This window comes from Campylobacter sp. CNRCH_2013_0898h (assembly GCF_025772965.1).
In the GTDB taxonomy this organism is placed as follows: domain Bacteria; phylum Campylobacterota; class Campylobacteria; order Campylobacterales; family Campylobacteraceae; genus Campylobacter_D; species Campylobacter_D lari_D.
On record NZ_JAKMTD010000009.1, the window covers coordinates 20,116 to 35,065 of the forward strand.

17 protein-coding genes are annotated in these 14,950 nt (G+C 29.2%); 6 read left to right on the plus strand and 11 right to left on the minus strand.

Going from position 1 to position 14,950, the window contains the following annotated elements:
• The first annotated feature begins 19 nt into the window (after window positions 1-19).
• Both L8X50_RS06220 and L8X50_RS06225 read left to right on the plus strand, forming a co-directional pair.
• Window positions 20-1,123 (plus strand): Mrp/NBP35 family ATP-binding protein, encoded by a 1,104-nt coding sequence (locus tag L8X50_RS06220; RefSeq protein WP_133319616.1) that lies wholly within the window; start codon window positions 20-22, stop codon window positions 1,121-1,123.
• Between the two features lie 10 nt (window positions 1,124-1,133).
• Window positions 1,134-2,297, plus strand: coding sequence for a tetrahydrodipicolinate N-succinyltransferase N-terminal domain-containing protein (locus tag L8X50_RS06225; RefSeq protein WP_133319615.1), 1,164 nt, complete (start codon window positions 1,134-1,136; stop codon window positions 2,295-2,297).
• 337 nt (window positions 2,298-2,634) lie between these two features.
• On the opposite strand, the gene L8X50_RS06230 is transcribed toward L8X50_RS06225, so the two are convergent.
• The 3 genes from L8X50_RS06230 to galU form a co-directional block, all read right to left on the minus strand.
• Window positions 2,635-3,090 (minus strand): Dps family protein, encoded by a 456-nt coding sequence (locus tag L8X50_RS06230; RefSeq protein ID WP_133319614.1) that lies wholly within the window; start codon window positions 3,088-3,090, stop codon window positions 2,635-2,637.
• 129 nt (window positions 3,091-3,219) lie between these two features.
• Entirely contained in the window at window positions 3,220-4,443 is a 1,224-nt protein-coding gene (locus tag L8X50_RS06235; RefSeq protein WP_047208746.1) for a glucose-6-phosphate isomerase, read from the minus strand.
• Complete coding sequence (gene galU, locus L8X50_RS06240) at window positions 4,433-5,263, minus strand: UTP--glucose-1-phosphate uridylyltransferase GalU (protein ID WP_039667975.1); 831 nt, start codon at window positions 5,261-5,263, stop codon at window positions 4,433-4,435. Before galU ends, L8X50_RS06235 begins: the two co-directional genes overlap by 11 nt.
• A gap of 74 nt (window positions 5,264-5,337) precedes the next feature.
• Here galU and L8X50_RS06245 point away from each other — a divergent pair, with 74 nt between their 5' ends.
• On the plus strand, window positions 5,338-5,919 hold the full coding sequence (locus L8X50_RS06245; RefSeq protein WP_133319612.1) for an IMPACT family protein: 582 nt from the start codon (window positions 5,338-5,340) through the stop codon (window positions 5,917-5,919).
• 19 nt (window positions 5,920-5,938) lie between these two features.
• On the opposite strand, the gene L8X50_RS06250 is transcribed toward L8X50_RS06245, so the two are convergent.
• From L8X50_RS06250 to L8X50_RS06275, 6 genes are all read right to left on the minus strand, one after another.
• Window positions 5,939-6,271, minus strand: a complete 333-nt coding sequence (locus L8X50_RS06250; RefSeq protein ID WP_133319611.1) for a hypothetical protein — start codon at window positions 6,269-6,271, stop codon at window positions 5,939-5,941.
• A 50-nt stretch (window positions 6,272-6,321) separates the two neighbouring features.
• The gene (locus tag L8X50_RS06255) at window positions 6,322-6,654 is read right to left on the minus strand and encodes a hypothetical protein (protein ID WP_039617462.1); all 333 of its coding nucleotides are present in this window, start codon (window positions 6,652-6,654) and stop codon (window positions 6,322-6,324) included.
• The gene (locus tag L8X50_RS06260) at window positions 6,651-8,225 is read right to left on the minus strand and encodes an ABC-F family ATP-binding cassette domain-containing protein (RefSeq protein WP_133319610.1); all 1,575 of its coding nucleotides are present in this window, start codon (window positions 8,223-8,225) and stop codon (window positions 6,651-6,653) included. The genes L8X50_RS06255 and L8X50_RS06260 overlap by 4 nt, the downstream gene beginning before the upstream one ends.
• A 120-nt stretch (window positions 8,226-8,345) precedes the next feature.
• The gene (locus L8X50_RS06265) at window positions 8,346-8,852 is read right to left on the minus strand and encodes a hypothetical protein (protein WP_263660686.1); all 507 of its coding nucleotides are present in this window, start codon (window positions 8,850-8,852) and stop codon (window positions 8,346-8,348) included.
• A gap of 30 nt (window positions 8,853-8,882) precedes the next feature.
• On the minus strand, window positions 8,883-9,140 hold the full coding sequence (locus L8X50_RS06270; protein ID WP_263660687.1) for a hypothetical protein: 258 nt from the start codon (window positions 9,138-9,140) through the stop codon (window positions 8,883-8,885).
• Between the two features lie 51 nt (window positions 9,141-9,191).
• Window positions 9,192-9,683, minus strand: a complete 492-nt coding sequence (locus L8X50_RS06275; protein WP_220566796.1) for an NINE protein — start codon at window positions 9,681-9,683, stop codon at window positions 9,192-9,194.
• Window positions 9,684-9,851: 168 nt separating this feature from the next.
• On the opposite strand from L8X50_RS06275, the gene L8X50_RS06280 reads away from it, so the two are divergent.
• The 3 genes from L8X50_RS06280 (at window position 9,852) to L8X50_RS06290 (ending at window position 12,682) form a co-directional block, all read left to right on the plus strand.
• The gene (locus L8X50_RS06280; protein ID WP_039662706.1) at window positions 9,852-10,061 is read left to right on the plus strand and encodes a hypothetical protein; all 210 of its coding nucleotides are present in this window, start codon (window positions 9,852-9,854) and stop codon (window positions 10,059-10,061) included.
• 253 nt (window positions 10,062-10,314) lie between these two features.
• Complete coding sequence (locus L8X50_RS06285; protein WP_263660688.1) at window positions 10,315-11,313, plus strand: GGDEF domain-containing protein; 999 nt, start codon at window positions 10,315-10,317, stop codon at window positions 11,311-11,313.
• 1 nt (window position 11,314) lies between these two features.
• The gene (locus L8X50_RS06290; RefSeq protein WP_263660689.1) at window positions 11,315-12,682 is read left to right on the plus strand and encodes a phosphomannomutase/phosphoglucomutase; all 1,368 of its coding nucleotides are present in this window, start codon (window positions 11,315-11,317) and stop codon (window positions 12,680-12,682) included.
• Here L8X50_RS06290 and tilS read toward each other — a convergent pair.
• Together tilS and rimO are read right to left on the minus strand one after the other, a co-directional pair.
• A complete protein-coding gene (tilS, locus tag L8X50_RS06295; protein WP_263660690.1) occupies window positions 12,663-13,625 on the minus strand; it encodes a tRNA lysidine(34) synthetase TilS in 963 nt (320 codons plus the stop codon). The two genes, L8X50_RS06290 and tilS, sit on opposite strands and share 20 nt — an antisense overlap.
• On the minus strand, window positions 13,615-14,931 hold the full coding sequence (gene rimO / locus L8X50_RS06300) for a 30S ribosomal protein S12 methylthiotransferase RimO (RefSeq protein ID WP_263660691.1): 1,317 nt from the start codon (window positions 14,929-14,931) through the stop codon (window positions 13,615-13,617). The genes tilS and rimO overlap by 11 nt, the downstream gene beginning before the upstream one ends.
• Window positions 14,932-14,950 lie beyond the last annotated feature (19 nt).

Below are 14,950 nucleotides of genomic sequence, written 5' to 3' on the forward strand. Positions count from 1 at the left end.
TAAACAACAAGGAGAAAAATTGAAGGAAAAAATCGAAGAAAGACTAAAACAAGTTATATATCCGGGATTTAAAAAAGATATAGTAAGTTTTGGTTTTGTAAAAAAGATTGATTTGAATGAAAAACAAGCTCATATTGTAGTCGAAATCGTTTCGGCTAATGCTCAAATTGCACAAGAACTTAGACTAAACATTGCAAATGTTTTAAAAGATTTAAATTTAGAGCTTAATTTAGAAATCATACAGCCAAAAATTCCTGAAGAAAAAAGCAATTCAAGAAGTGGTAAAAATATCGCTCCACAAATTAAAAATTTCCTTATGATTTCAAGTGGAAAAGGTGGGGTAGGTAAAAGTACTACAACTTTAAATTTAGCGATTTCTTTGGCTAAAATGGGTAAAAGGGTAGGGCTTTTGGACGCAGATATTTATGGGCCAAATATACCAAGAATGCTAGGTGAGAGTAAAAGCAAACCTGAAATTGTAGGTCAAAAAATTCGTCCTATTTTATCTCATGGAGTTTATATGATGAGTATGGGTGTGTTGATAGAAGAAGGTAAGGGTTTAATGTGGCGTGGCTCTATGATCATGAAAGCGATTGAACAACTTTTAGCTGATGTGCTTTGGCCTGAACTTGATGTATTATTGCTTGATATGCCTCCAGGAACAGGTGATGCGCAAATTACCCTAGCTCAAAGCGTGCCAGTGAGTGCGGGTGTGTGTGTAAGTACTCCTCAAGTAGTGTCTTTAGATGATAGCAAAAGAGCGCTAGATATGTTTGAAAAATTGCACATTCCTGTTGCAGGTATTATAGAAAATATGAGTGGCTTTTTATGTCCTGATAATGGTAAAGAATATGATATCTTTGGTAAAGGCACCACAGAAGAAATGGCAAAAGCTTATAAGTGTGAAGTTTTAGCTCAAATTCCTATCGAAATGAGTGTAAGAGAAGGTGGAGATAGCGGTAAGCCTGTAAGTTTTTATATGCCTGAGAGTGTAAGTTCAAAAAGATATTTACAAGCTGCTGAAAAAATTTGGGAATTTATAGAAAAGGTTAATCAAGAAGGTAAAGTAGATAATTCAGCTATTCAACCTATAATGAATGGCAAAAGCGCGTGCTCGCAATAAGGAGGAAAATATGCCAATAGAAAGTAAAGAAGAATTTTTAAATTTAATCAAGCAAATCGAACAAAGGATTAATTATAAAAAGCCTAAAGCTTTTGCTATAGCAAGACTTGATCTAAGTCAAGTTGATCCTAATAAAAAACTTCAAGCTAATTTTGGTGTGATTAATTTTGAGCAAAATTATGCCGCTGCAGCTGTTATGTTTGAAGCTTTTTTTAGAAGAGGGGTTGATGTTGATTTTAATGAAAGTGAGTTTGTGGCTACTTTGATTAAAGAGGATTTGGACTTTGCACTTGAATGCTTTGCGCCATTTTTACAAGAGCAAGGTCATAAAAATATAGAAGCAATTAAAGCAGCAAAGGAAAATTTTAGAGAAAATGCTTTTTCTTTTGTTTGTATTTTTGAAGATGAAGCACCAAAAAGCTTAGAAAGTGTGTATTTAAAACTTTACTTACTTTCAAATAAAAAAGTACCTTTGAGGAGTTTAAATTTAACAGGTGCTTTTGGGATTTTACCAAATGTTGCATGGAGTGATAATAAGCCTATTGATTTGGACTTTTTAAGAGAAAATGAGATTGATTTAAAAATGAGTGGAAGGTATCCAAGGATTGATTATGTAGATAAATTTCCAAGATTTTTAGCTCATGTTATTCCTGAGGATAATACTAGAATTTTAGAAAGTTCTAAAGTAAGAATGGGGGCGGTTTTAGCTGCAGGTACTACTATCATGCCAGGGGCTGCTTATGTGAATTTTAATGCAGGTACAACTGGAGCTTGTATGGTAGAAGGGCGTATTAGTTCATCAGCTGTTGTGGGCGAAGGTAGCGATGTAGGAGGCGGTGCTTCTATACTTGGTGTTTTAAGTGGTACAAGTGGTAATGCTATTAGTATTGGTAAAGCTTGTCTTTTGGGCGCAAATTCGGTTACAGGAATTCCTTTAGGGGATAATTGTATCGTTGATGCAGGCATTGCTGTTTTAGAAGGGACTAAATTTGCTTTAAAAAATAAAGAAGAACTTCAAAAAATCAATCCTGATTTTAAATTTGACAAAGATATATACAAAGGTTTAGAATTGGCAGGGCTAAATGGCTTACATTTTAGACAAGACTCTCAAAGTGGAGTGATGATAGCAGCTTTAAACAAAAAAGCCGTAAAACTTAATGAAGATCTACATTAAATTCTTAGCCCTTATGGGTTAAGAATTTTAAAACTCATGTTGTAGATTTTAAATTAAACTATAGATATTGTAAAAATGATTTTTAGTATTTAGCTTTTTTAGTGAAAATTCCTACATAAAAGCTTGGGCTGAATACTTATCTAAATAATATTTTGTGATGATCATTTTTCAATGATATATTTTTGTTTAAAAATACATTGAGTTGCTATAAACTATAATTATAAAATAGTACTTAAGCGAACTTGGAATTTTATAAGAGTAGTTTCTCTTAGGAAGTTAAATTTGTTTTTTGACTTAAAGCAATAAAGCTTTGTAAGTCAAAAAACATTATAAATTCTTACATAGAGCAAGTATTTTGGATAGTTGAATTAAGCATCCAAAGAACTTTTTCGTATTTTGCGATATTTTCTTGAGCAAATGCTGCAGTTGTAGTATCGCTTGCTTTTTCAGCTTCTTCATTTAATTTTTTAAATTCAGCTAAAAGATATTTATAATCTTCTCTAATAAATTCTAAAACTTCTACAGGAGTAAAGCAATCTTTACCATTTTCTAGTTTTGGGCTTTTTGCATTTTCCATTAAAACTTTTTGGCAAGTAATAGCTTTTTCTCCAAGTTGTAAAACTCTTTCAGCGCAATCATCAAAAAGTTCTGCCATTTCTTCATAAGCTTTTTCTGTATATTCATGAATTGAAAAAAACTGTAAACCTTTTACATTCCAATGATAATTATGAAATTTAACCCATAAATGATGAGCATCTGCTTGTAATTGTAATAATTGTTTTGTTACTGACATGTTATCTCCTTTTTTTATTTTTAAAATTATAACATAAAATTCTTAAATAATAATTATTATTATCTAATAAATTTTAATGTTAATAATTATTATATTTTCATTATACTCTTTTTTTACAATAAAGCAAATTTATTTACTTAATATATTTTTGAGTATTAATTTTCCCACCTCTACGCCAGGTTGATCATAAGTGTTAATTCCAAGCATAATGCCACATGCAGAAGTAAATAACTCATAATAATACATCAAATACCCACAGTGATAAGCATCTAATTTCTCAAGTTCTATTACATCAACACTTAAATTTTCAGCAATTAATGCATGCATAGTTGCATCGCATTGCGCGTTTAAAAGATTATGTAAATTAACTTCATTAGTAAAATCACAATTTTGTAAATGATTAAAGCTTATATTTGGGATACTAGGAGATTTTTGACTATCTTTGATTTTTAAAAAAGTAACAGTTTTATCTTTGGGTCCATCCATGATAAGTTGTAAAAAGCTATGCTGATCTCTAGCACCAATTAAAGCAATAGGAGTTAAACCTATGCGTTTAAAGCCTTGTTTTTTACCTAGACTTTCAGCAATTAGTTGAATATACCATTCATTAAAACCTTTAAAAGCATCCCCATAAGAAAAAAGCACATTAATATGTGCACTTTTATGTGTGCAGTAATGATAAGCCTTTTGCAAAATTTGATCACATTTTTTCTCAAAAAAATCCACATAACAAGCTTTTGCACCTTCTAATAAGGCTTTAGTATCATAGCCACAAAAGCTCAAAGGAACAATACCAATAGCAGATAAAACACTAAATCTACCACCGACATTTTTAGGTATAAAAAAGCATTTTATGTTTAATTCTTCTCCTAGTTTGTGAAGTTTTGACTCAAAATCAGTAATAAACACAAAATTTTTGTGTAAATTTTCATTTTTAAAATCAAAATGAGCAATGATGAGTTTAAATAAAGAAATCACTTCTATAGTTGTACCTGATTTACTTGCTATGATGAAAAGTGTTTTTTGGGGATTTATTTTTTGCATAGTTTGGGTAAAAGTATGTGAGGAAGTATTATCTATAATGAAAAGTTTTTTTTCTTCTACTTGATCAAATAAAAGCTCTTTTAAAGCTTTAACCCCACAACTTGATCCACCCATGCCCACTAAAACGATATTTTCTATATGAGTTTTAGTTGCGATAAATTCTTTGCTTTCTTTGATTAAATCAAAGCTTGTATCTACTAAGTGATAATACCCTATATCGCCACTTTCTAACTCATCATTCATTCTATTTGCATAAGCGGTAATTTTTTTAAAATCTTGGGTTTTAAAAAATAAAGTATTATTTAGCATTTTTACTTTTCTCATAAAAATAATTTGTCGCCTCAACAAAGCCTTCTACGCTTCCACAATCAAACCTTTTTCCTTTAAATTTATAAGCTAAAACCATATTATTAGTTGCTTGTGAAAGTAATGCATCAGTTAGTTGAATTTCTCCGTTTTTACCTGCTTTGGTATTTTCTAAAATACCAAAAATATCAGGTGTTAGAATGTATCTTCCTATGATGGCTAAGTTACTCGGAGCATCTTTTGGATCAGGTTTTTCCACCATAGAATTTACCATGATTAAATCCTCTTCCACAGCATTTCCTGCTATAACCCCATAGTTTGAAACTTGATCAGCTTCAACTTCCATCACAGCTATAACAGAGCAGCGGTATTTTTCATAAATTTTTACCATTTGAGCTAAGACATTTACCCCATCTTCATTTACACATAAATCATCTGCTAAAATAACTCCAAAAGCTTCATCTTGCACTAAAGGCTTTGCTTTTAAAACCGCATCTCCTAAGCCTTTCATTTCATTTTGCCTTGTAAAAGTAAAAGTGCAGCGATCTATGAGTGTTCTTATTTCACTTAAAAGATATTCTTTTTTAGTACCTGCGATTTGGTGTTCAAGTTCATAAGAAATATCAAAATAATCCTCCAAAGCTCTTTTTCCACGCCCTGTAACAAAGCCCATAGTTTCCATACCAGCTTCTAAAGCCTCATCCACACCATAATGAATTAAAGGCTTAGTTAGTATAGGTAGCATTTCTTTAGGTAGGGTTTTTGTAGCAGGTAAAAATCTAGTACCATAACCTGCTGCAGGAAAAATACAAGTTTGAAGCATAGTTTATCCTTAAATTTTTATAAGTTGTTTTGATTATAATTTTATTTAAATATTATAACTAATTTAAGGAAAAAATGAAAACTATTGATCAAATTTATCAAGCAAAAATAGAAATCAAAAAATCAACTTTTTTGTCTTTTTTATGTCCTTTTGAAGATTTTCAAACTTTAATGCAAAAGCTAAGAAATGAGCATTTAAAAGCCGTGCATTTTGTATATGCTTATAGGTATTTAAATGAATTTGATCAAATCATAGAAGATAAAAGCGATGATGGTGAGCCAAAAGGAACTTCTGCTATGCCTTGTTTGAATGTATTAAGAGGGGCTTTGCTTGTTAATTGTGCGGTGATTGTGGTGCGTTATTTTGGAGGGATTAAACTTGGTACAGGTGGTCTTGTAAGAGCTTATAGTGAAGCTACAAATGAAGCTATTTTAAATGCAATGCTTTTAGAATTTGAAGCTAAAAATATTTTAAGTTTAAACATTCCTTTTTATCTTTATGCAAGATTTGAGCATTTTTTAAATAAAAATAACATTTCTTATGAAAAAAAATTTCAAGAAAATGTTGAATTGATTTTAAGTGTTAATGCAAAAGAAGAAGAGGAATTTAAAAAATTTGCAAAAGAGTTTGAATTTAGTGGACTTATTTGGAAGTAAGCGTTTGCTTACTTCATTTTCATAAAGAATTTAAAAGATCTTTTACCATATCTTTTTGTGGCTCTTGTTTTTCTTCTATATTAACTTGCATAGGAGTTTCGTTTTGTCCTCTAAAACGATAATTGTAAATATTTGACATATTTGAGCTAAAAATTCCTGTGCTAAATTGATCTTGACTCATGGCTTTTGAAAAAAGCTCATCAAGTTTTATACTTTGCTCGTTTAAATTTTCGCTATTGTTTTGACTAAGTAAAGACATAAAGTCTTCATTAGCTCCTTGAGTGCTTTTATAGGCACTACTTTGACCATATCCATACTCTTTAACCGATAAATTATCATGGTTAACTTGCATGTTTTCTCCTTTCAAAATATTACAAGGAAAAAACAAGCAAAAATCATTCCTTAATCACCATGAGTTGGGTAGTATTCAGCTTCTATTTCATTGTTTTTGATAAACTCTTCTCTAGCTTTATTACAGCGCTCATCTCTTAGTTTTCTATAAGCATTTCTACTTTCTAATTCTTGAGAAGTTAAAGGGCGATCTTCTAAAAATGAAATGTGAAAATAAGTATCATCTTCTTTGCTGAATTTTTCATAAAATTCAACATAGTCAAAATAATCTTTTTCACTTTGAAAATCAATACTTTCTTCTACATAAATAGTTGGGCCAAAACCTCTGTGATTTTGAGTAAAATGTCCAAAACCAGCTGCATATTTTATCTTAAACGAATTCATTCTAAACCTCCTAAAAATTCGTCATAATTTCCTTTAAAGTCTGTTAATTTCCCATCTTCTAAAAACCATATACGATTAGCAAAAGCACTAATTAGCTCTCTATCGTGACTTATGCATATCACACAACCTTTGAAATTATACAAGGCTTCACCTAATGCAATGATACTTTCAAGATCTAAATGATTATCCGGTTCATCTAAAAGCAAGAAATTTCCGCGTTCTAACATTAATCTTGAAAGCATTAAGCGGTGTTTTTCACCTCCACTTAAGCTAGAAGCCATTTTTTCTTGATCACTTCCGCTAAAGAGCATTCTACCAAGACATTTGCGAATTTCATCTAAATCTTTGAATTTTTCACTCATTAACCATTCATAAAGTTTCAAATTTTCATTGATTAAATTTGTCGTATCTTGTGAAAAATATCCCATTTCTATGGTAGCACCAAGGTGGATGTGGCCACTATCAGGTTCTAATTTTGATGCAATGATTTTAGCTAAAGTGCTTTTTCCAACACCATTTGCTCCGATTAAGGCTATTTTATCACCTTTTTCTAATTTTAATTCTAAATTCTCAAATAAAGTTTTATCATAAGCTTTGCTAATACCTTTTAATTCTAAAACTTCATTTCCTATTTCTCTATTTGTTCTAAAAACTATACTAGGATCACGCCTACTTGAAGTTTTAATCTCTTCAAGCTCAAGTTTTTCTAAAGCTTTAGCTCTACTTGTAGCTTGTTTGGCTTTTGAAGCATTAGCACTAAAACGGCGTATGAAATTTTCTAATTCTTCTCTTTCTTTTAAAGTTTTATCGCGTTTGAGTTCAGCTTGTTTAGCAAGTAAGGTTGAAGCCATATACCAATCATCATAATTTCCAGCAAAATCGCGTATTTGTTTAAAATCCACATCTAAAATTCTTGTACAAACTTTATTTAGAAAATGTCTATCATGGCTAATTACTACTAAAGTTCCCTCATGTCTTAAAAGTTCATTTTCAAGCCAAGAAATAGCTTCTAAGTCAAGGTTGTTTGTAGGTTCATCTAAAAATAATACATCAGCACCTAAAAATAATACTTGAGCTAATAAAACTTTAAATTTATCCGCACTTTGTAAAGTACTCATGAGAGCATTAAAATCTTTAATATTTAAAGAGCTAAGAATTTTTTCACATCTAAGCTCGCAATCATAGTTTGGATCTTCTTCTGCTGTTATGATTTCAAGCTCGCTTAATCTATCATTAATTTCATCGGTAAATTCTTCACTCATATAAAGTTTTTCTTTTTCTTTTAGTGCATCATATAATCTTTTATTTGCACACATTACCGCATCTTTGATAGTGTAGTTTTCAAAAGCAAATTGATCTTGTCCCAGTACTGCGATTTTTAAATTTGGATCTATGCAAATTTCTCCACTGCTTGATTCTATTTCACCTGAGAGAATTTTTAAAAAGGTTGATTTTCCTGCGCCATTTGCACCTATAAGTCCATATCTTTCACCACGGTTTAATTTTAAATTTACATCTTCAAATAAAAGTTGATTTGCAAAACGCATAGTGAGATTTTTTATTTCTACCATAATTTTCCTTAGAATTTTTACTTATAAAAATTTTTAAGAAATTGTAACAAAAAAAGACTTGAAATTAATTGAGTATAAATTTTGCTTGGCAATAAAATAAAATTTCATTGCCAAAATAAACTAATAATCCAAAAGTTCTACAAAAACTTGTTTTTTATCATCGCTAAATTGAGCACTATATGAAATTTGTACTTCATGCTCTCCCCCATCAAATATAATTCCTTTTAAAGTGCCTCTTGCATAATTTTCTCTCATATCATCTGGCATTTGTGGGTAAGTTAATTTCAAACTAGCTCTACAAAAACTTGTTTTTTTATCATTACTATCTTGAGTTATAAAACTACTAAAAGAAGTATAACCCACTTCATTAGCATAATCTTTTAAGTCAAATATAGGTTTTAAATGAGCTCTTAAAATTCCAATGGTATCGGTAGATAATATAGCCTCTAAATCCCTTATATCCATGCCATTTAAGCTTATTTTTAAGGCCTTTAAAGACTGCTCACTTAGCCCATACTCAATATAAACCCACTCATCATCATCTAAAATACTTTTTAATGTAAGCTGAACAACTTCATCATCGCATTTTGGCTTATTATTAAAACATCCTGTAAATAACAAAACCATTATGAAACTTAATAAAATATTTTTCATTGCTTATTTGGTTATTATTTTAATAAACTTGATAATTTCACTATTATTAGCCCCATCTTGACTTAAAAGATTTTTTAATAAATCTAAGCTAAGCTGTGGCGGAAATATAAGATAAGAATTTTTAGGAAAATCATTTGATTTTAAACCTATGCAAAATTTTTCATCTTTATTTGTATATGTTTTTCCAGCGACAATTTTAAAAGTATTTTTCTCATAAATCAAAGTGGGTTCTGTTTCAAAAGGTGCGTGTTTTTCATTCATTTTATCTCCTTAAATAAGTAAAAATTGAGAATATTTTCTTCCACAAATATACTAAGATTTTATATCGTCTATAATTAAGTTAATTTTTTCAAGATTTTGATTTCTAAGCAATACGCCAACTATAAACAAATCTATAAACCAAATACCAAAATTACCATAATTGATTATATTTGAAGTAGCTATCCAAAATGAATCATATGAGGAATCAGCAATAAAGCCAATTATCATAGCAAGCAAAGTTAAAACTAATCTAAAAATTCCCCATCCAATTTGACCTATATAAAATCTTGCAACACCAAAACCACCTAGTAAAAAATTGTAAACCCAAAAGACTAGAGTTGGGTTTTTGAGCTTGGTGTATTGAAGTCTTGTATATACTTTATCCAACTTATCAGAACTTAAAGTTTCAAATTTCTTTTTTAAATCTTCATTTGACATAATAGGATCAGAATATTTATATCCTCGACTTATTCTTTTTCTAAAAGACCCATATTCTTTTGGTAATTTATTTTTTATTGATAAAAATAAACTTGTAGCATCCATTCTTTCACTCCTTAACTTAAGATAACTTGAATTATTCCACAATTTAGCTTAATTAATATTGAAATAATCAATATTAATTAAATAAAACATAGAATATTTCAATTGTTTTTAATAAAGAATTTTTAATGTAAAATCAGCCCATAAGTATTTAAAAATTTAGGGTAGCTTATGGCAAAAAAGAGCAAACGCGATATGGCATATGAATTAGATATTGATGTTAGCACTTTGTATAATTGGAGAAAATACAAACCTAATTTATATCGCATCGTTATGCTTGGCTTTAAATTTGATGAACTTTTGGAAAAAAATAAAAAAAATTATGAAGAGCTACTTGAGATAAATCAAACCATACAAGATGAAATTGCAAAATTTAAATAAAAATAATTTAATGATTTTAATATATTTATTAGCTTTTTAATTTCGTAAAGTTTTATTTTAAAAGTTTTTTCGTGTTATCATTTGTTGCTTTGAAATTTAACTATCTAAGATAAATTACATTATTTTTTACTAAGCATATTTCAGGCATATTTATTTTAATTTCTATTTTTATTTTACTTATAATATGTATTAAAAAAATAATTCAAAATTGTTGTATAATTTTTAAAATTATTTTTAAATTAAGGTTATTTGATTGAGTTTAGTTTTATTATCTTTTTTACCTTCTTTTAGTTTTGTTTTGGAATTTTTAGCTTTATTTTTAGCTTATTTTTTTAAGCAAAATAAGATTTTTTTCTTGCTTTTGTTGATTTTATGTGCTAGGGCTTTATCTTTAGTGGCAAGTGAATATCAAGCGCATTTGTTTATCTCGGTATTTTTACCTTTTTCTTTTGTGCTTTTTGTGTTTTTGCAAGATAGTAAGCTTGTTTTTGAAAGAATTAATTTTATTAAATTTGCGTATTTAGCCTTTATGGGTTTTGTAGCGTTAATACTTAGCACAAGTACTAATTTTAATGCAAGCATTACAAGTGAAATTTTCGGCCTTTCAACGCAATTTTTTAAGCCTATTAGTGAGTTAAGCTTTTGTGTATTTTGTGTAGGAATGATATTTTTATTATTTTCATATTTTAAAAATAATGATTTTCATTTTTTGCTAGCTTATATGGGCTTGAGCGTGCAATTTTTATTTTACAATAGTGTTGATTTGGGTTATTATGAATTTGCTTCTTTGGTGTTGATAGGATTTTTAGTGTATAAAGCTTATAAAATAGCCTTTTTTGACACTTTAACCAATTTGCCAAATTTAAAGGCCTTAAGAAGATATGCCCAAGGACTTGAAAATTTTCATTTAGCCTTGATTGAAGTAAAAAATATCAATGAAATTTATCATCAAAAAGACTCAAAAATGGGCGAGTTTATAATGCATGAATTTGCTAGGATTTTAAAAAAAGCTTTACATGCTAGGGTTTTTAAAGATGATAAGGATTATTTTATTATTGTATTTGAAAATGAAAATATAGCCTTTGTGCAAAGCAAGCTTCAAATGCTTGAAAATTTTATGCAAAAATATTGTTTTGAATTTAAAGAACAAAATGTAAAGTTAGAAATTAAACTTTGTTTATCAAGTAAAAATGAAAACATAGAAGAAAGTTTAAAACAAGCAAAATTAGAACTTAGAAGACAAAAGGATTAAAATGTTAGATTTGATTTTTAGAGAGTATGATATAAGAGGGCTTTACCCAAGTGAGTTAAATGAAAAAAGTGTAAAAGCCATAGGCTATGCTTTGGGTTTAGAAATGAAATCAAGGGGTTGTGAGAAAGTAAGCGTAGGCTATGATGCAAGATATAGTGCAAATGAACTTTTTAACTATTTAATCAGCGGTTTAAATAAAGCTAATATGCAAGTTTTCAATATAGGCTTAGCACCAACTCCTATGGGGTATTTTAGCTTGTTTTTTGATGATATTTTTGATGCAAATATCATGATAACAGGTTCGCATAATCCAAAAGAATACAATGGCTTTAAAATAACGATTAATAAAGAAAGTTTTTTTGGTGCTGATTTGAAAAAGCTTTCTTTAAAAGTGCAAGAGTATTTAGAACTTGAAATCAATGATGATTTAAGATATGAAAATTATGATATTAAAAGCTTATACATAGACTTTTTAGCTAAACATTTTTCACATCTTAAGGGCTATAAAGAAAAAATCATTATTGATTGTGCAAATGGAGCTACTGGAGTGATTATAAAGCCTTTGGTGGAAAAATTAAATCTTAATGCACAAATTTTATTTGAAAATCCTGATGGAAATTTCCCAAATCACGCGCCCGATCCAACAGAGCTTGAAAATTTACACGCATTGCAAGTTGCGCTAAAAGAAAATGAAAATGCAAAAATGGGCTTTGCTTTTGACGGAGATGGGGATCGTTTAGTAGTAGCAAGTAAAGACTATGTATTTAAGGGCGATGAGCTTTGCTATTTATTTGCTAAAAATATAAAAAATCCTAGAGTTTTAGGTGAAGTAAAATGCTCTAAAAACCTTTTTGATGAGGTAGCTAAATTTGGTTTTATCATGATGGGTAAGACTGGACATTCTAATATTAAAAAAATGATGAAAGAGCAAAATATCGATATAGCAGCAGAGCTTAGTGGGCATATTTTCTTTAAAGATAGATATTTTGGTTATGATGATGGAATTTATGCATTTTTAAGAACTTTAGAGCTTTTAGTAAATGGTTTTGATATAGAAAAATTAGTTAAAGAATTACCAAAACTTTATGCAAGTGAAGAGATTAAGCTTAAGGTTAGTGAAGAAAATAAATTTCAAATCATAGAAAAATTTAAAGAAAAAGTAAAAGCAAATGCTTTTGAAAATGTGCTTGATTGTAATGAAATTGACGGAGTTAGAATTACCTTTAAAGAAGGCTGGGCGCTTTTGCGTGCTTCTAATACAAGTCCATATCTTATCATGCGTGCTGAAGCTACAAGTGCTGAATTTAAAGACTTTTTAGAAACAAGAGTAAAAGAACTTTTTGAAGAAATCATAAAAGAGCTTGCATAAGTTCTTTTACATCAATATTTTTTGTGTATAAATATGCTCTTAAGAGTTTAGGGATTTTTGCTTTTCTATAAATTTCTTTAAATTCTTTTGGCATTTTCTCACAACTTACAAAAGGAAAAATCAAAACTTTTTCTTGTATGTAAACAATGCCTATTTTATGCGAAATTACTCCATCGCCTTTTAAAGTTTCTTGTCTTTGTTTAGCACTTAAAAGTACTCCAAGTTTTTTAAAACATTTTGCGATTAAACTTTCATCTTTATGAGTAATGTAAATATTTTTAAATTCACAAATATTTTCTTCTTTTAAGTCTTTTTCTAGGTATTTAAAGCTCTTTTTTACTCCATTTGGATAAAGCTTTAAAAACTCATTAGCAAATTTTTTGCGTATGAAATTTCTAAAATATTTTTCATCATCATTACTCTCATCATGAAAATAAGTGATATTGTTTTCTTTTAGGTAGTTTGAAATTTCTTTTTTTGGAATTTCAAGCAAGGGTCTTATGATAGTAAAATATTTTCTTTTTTCAATATCTTTAAAACCAAGTAATTCTCTAAGCCCTGCGCCTTTGGAAAATTGCATTAAAAACCATTCTAGTTTATCATTTAAATGATGAGCTAGTAAAAGATTATCATAAGAGTGATTTTTGCAAAGTTCTTCAAAAAATTCATAACGCAAAGCTCTTGCACAAGCTTCGAAATTTTTTGTTATCTTGGGTGCGGTTTTGATGTAAATTTTTTTATGAAAACGCTTGGCTAATTCTTTAGCACTTTGCTCTTCTTTATCGCTATTTTTGCGAGTTTTGTAGTTTATAAAAGCAAGATCAAAATCTATATTTTTTTCTAAAAGCATGAAAAATAAAGCACTAGAATCACTCCCATGAGAAAATGCTAAAAGATTTTTCCCTTGCTTTAAATGATTTAAATATTTGCTATCAATCATCAAACTTTCTTAAGGCTTTTGCAATGAGTTTTTTATCTAAGCTCTGCGTGATTTCACACTCATAAAGCTCGCCCATTTCTAAATCTCCACAATCACTTTCATTGATGAGAATTTCTCCATCAATATTTCCATCCCAACGCAAATCTTTTGCACCGATGAAAAATTCTCCTTCAGAGCTTTGACCTTCACAAAATGCTAAGGTTTTTTTACCAACTTGTTGATTAAAGCTTTTTTCTATACACTCATCAACAATTTTTTCTATCACTTTTAATCTTGCATTGATGATTTTATTAGGAATTTGTTCCATTTCAAAAGCTGCGGTATCTTCTTCTTTAGAATAAGCAAAAACACTAATTCTATCAAAACCAAATTCTTTTATAAAAGCGCATAATTCTTCAAAGTCCTCATCACTCTCTCCTGGGTGTCCTACTATAAAACCTGTGCGTAAAAATGAATTTGGGGCTTGTTTCATTAAATTTAAAAGCTCGATTAATTTAGCTTTGTTAGCTCCGCGTTTCATGATTTTAAGCATATTATCACTGATGTGTTGTAAAGGCATATCAAAATAATTTACAAAAACTTTTGATTGAATGATTTTTTCTATCACTTCTTTGCTAATACTTGTTGGATATAGATATAAAATTCTAGCAGCCTTTACACCTTGGATATTTTCTATAGCTTCAATAAGCTTTAAAAGTCCATCTTTTTGACCTTGATCAAACAAATACGAACTTGTATCTTGAGCAATAAAAGAAAAGTCTTTATAGCCTTTTTTAACAAGCTCTTTTACTTCATTTATAATACTTTCTAAGCTTCTTGATTTAAGTTTGCCTTTAAAACTTGGTATAGCGCAAAATGAACATTTTTGATTGCACCCTTCAGCTATTTTGATAAAAGCATGATAGTTTGATCCTGTGATTACACGATTGGTATTTTTATCTTGCAAGTAAGTAGAATTTGAAAAAAGATTAGTTTTTTTAAGTATCATTTCATCAATTTTTTCATAATCTCCCACACCGGTAAAAAGATCAACTTCAGGTAGTTCTTTCATTAATTCCTCGCGGTAGCGTTGCATTAAACATCCTGTTACAACTAACAATGAATCTTTTTTTCTTTGCTCGTGTAAGTCTAAAATCGCATTTATGCTTTCTTTTTTAGCACTATCTATAAAGCCACAGGTATTTACAATCAAAACATCAGCTAAGCTTGGCTCATCACAAATTTCATAATCACTTAATCTTCCAAGCATGATTTCGCTATCAACTAAATTTTTATTACAACCTAAAGATATTAAAAAAAGTTTTGGCATATTTCTCACTTTAAATGTT

Bases quoted from the DNA above. Each gene is read 5' to 3' on its own strand.
- L8X50_RS06225 (WP_133319615.1), top strand. From the start codon at position 1,134: ATGCCAATAGAAAGTAAAGAAGAATTTTTAAATTTAATCAAGCAAATC.
- L8X50_RS06230 (WP_133319614.1), bottom strand. From the start codon at position 3,090: ATGTCAGTAACAAAACAATTATTACAATTACAAGCAGATGCTCATCAT.
- L8X50_RS06235 (WP_047208746.1), bottom strand. From the start codon at position 4,443: ATGCTAAATAATACTTTATTTTTTAAAACCCAAGATTTTAAAAAAATT.
- galU (WP_039667975.1), bottom strand. From the start codon at position 5,263: ATGCTTCAAACTTGTATTTTTCCTGCAGCAGGTTATGGTACTAGATTT.
- L8X50_RS06245 (WP_133319612.1), top strand. From the start codon at position 5,338: ATGAAAACTATTGATCAAATTTATCAAGCAAAAATAGAAATCAAAAAA.
- L8X50_RS06250 (WP_133319611.1), bottom strand. From the start codon at position 6,271: ATGCAAGTTAACCATGATAATTTATCGGTTAAAGAGTATGGATATGGT.
- L8X50_RS06255 (WP_039617462.1), bottom strand. From the start codon at position 6,654: ATGAATTCGTTTAAGATAAAATATGCAGCTGGTTTTGGACATTTTACT.
- L8X50_RS06260 (WP_133319610.1), bottom strand. From the start codon at position 8,225: ATGGTAGAAATAAAAAATCTCACTATGCGTTTTGCAAATCAACTTTTA.
- L8X50_RS06265 (WP_263660686.1), bottom strand. From the start codon at position 8,852: ATGGTTTTGTTATTTACAGGATGTTTTAATAATAAGCCAAAATGCGAT.
- L8X50_RS06270 (WP_263660687.1), bottom strand. From the start codon at position 9,140: ATGAATGAAAAACACGCACCTTTTGAAACAGAACCCACTTTGATTTAT.
- L8X50_RS06275 (WP_220566796.1), bottom strand. From the start codon at position 9,683: ATGGATGCTACAAGTTTATTTTTATCAATAAAAAATAAATTACCAAAA.
- L8X50_RS06280 (WP_039662706.1), top strand. From the start codon at position 9,852: ATGGCAAAAAAGAGCAAACGCGATATGGCATATGAATTAGATATTGAT.
- L8X50_RS06290 (WP_263660689.1), top strand. From the start codon at position 11,315: ATGTTAGATTTGATTTTTAGAGAGTATGATATAAGAGGGCTTTACCCA.
- rimO (WP_263660691.1), bottom strand. From the start codon at position 14,931: ATGCCAAAACTTTTTTTAATATCTTTAGGTTGTAATAAAAATTTAGTT.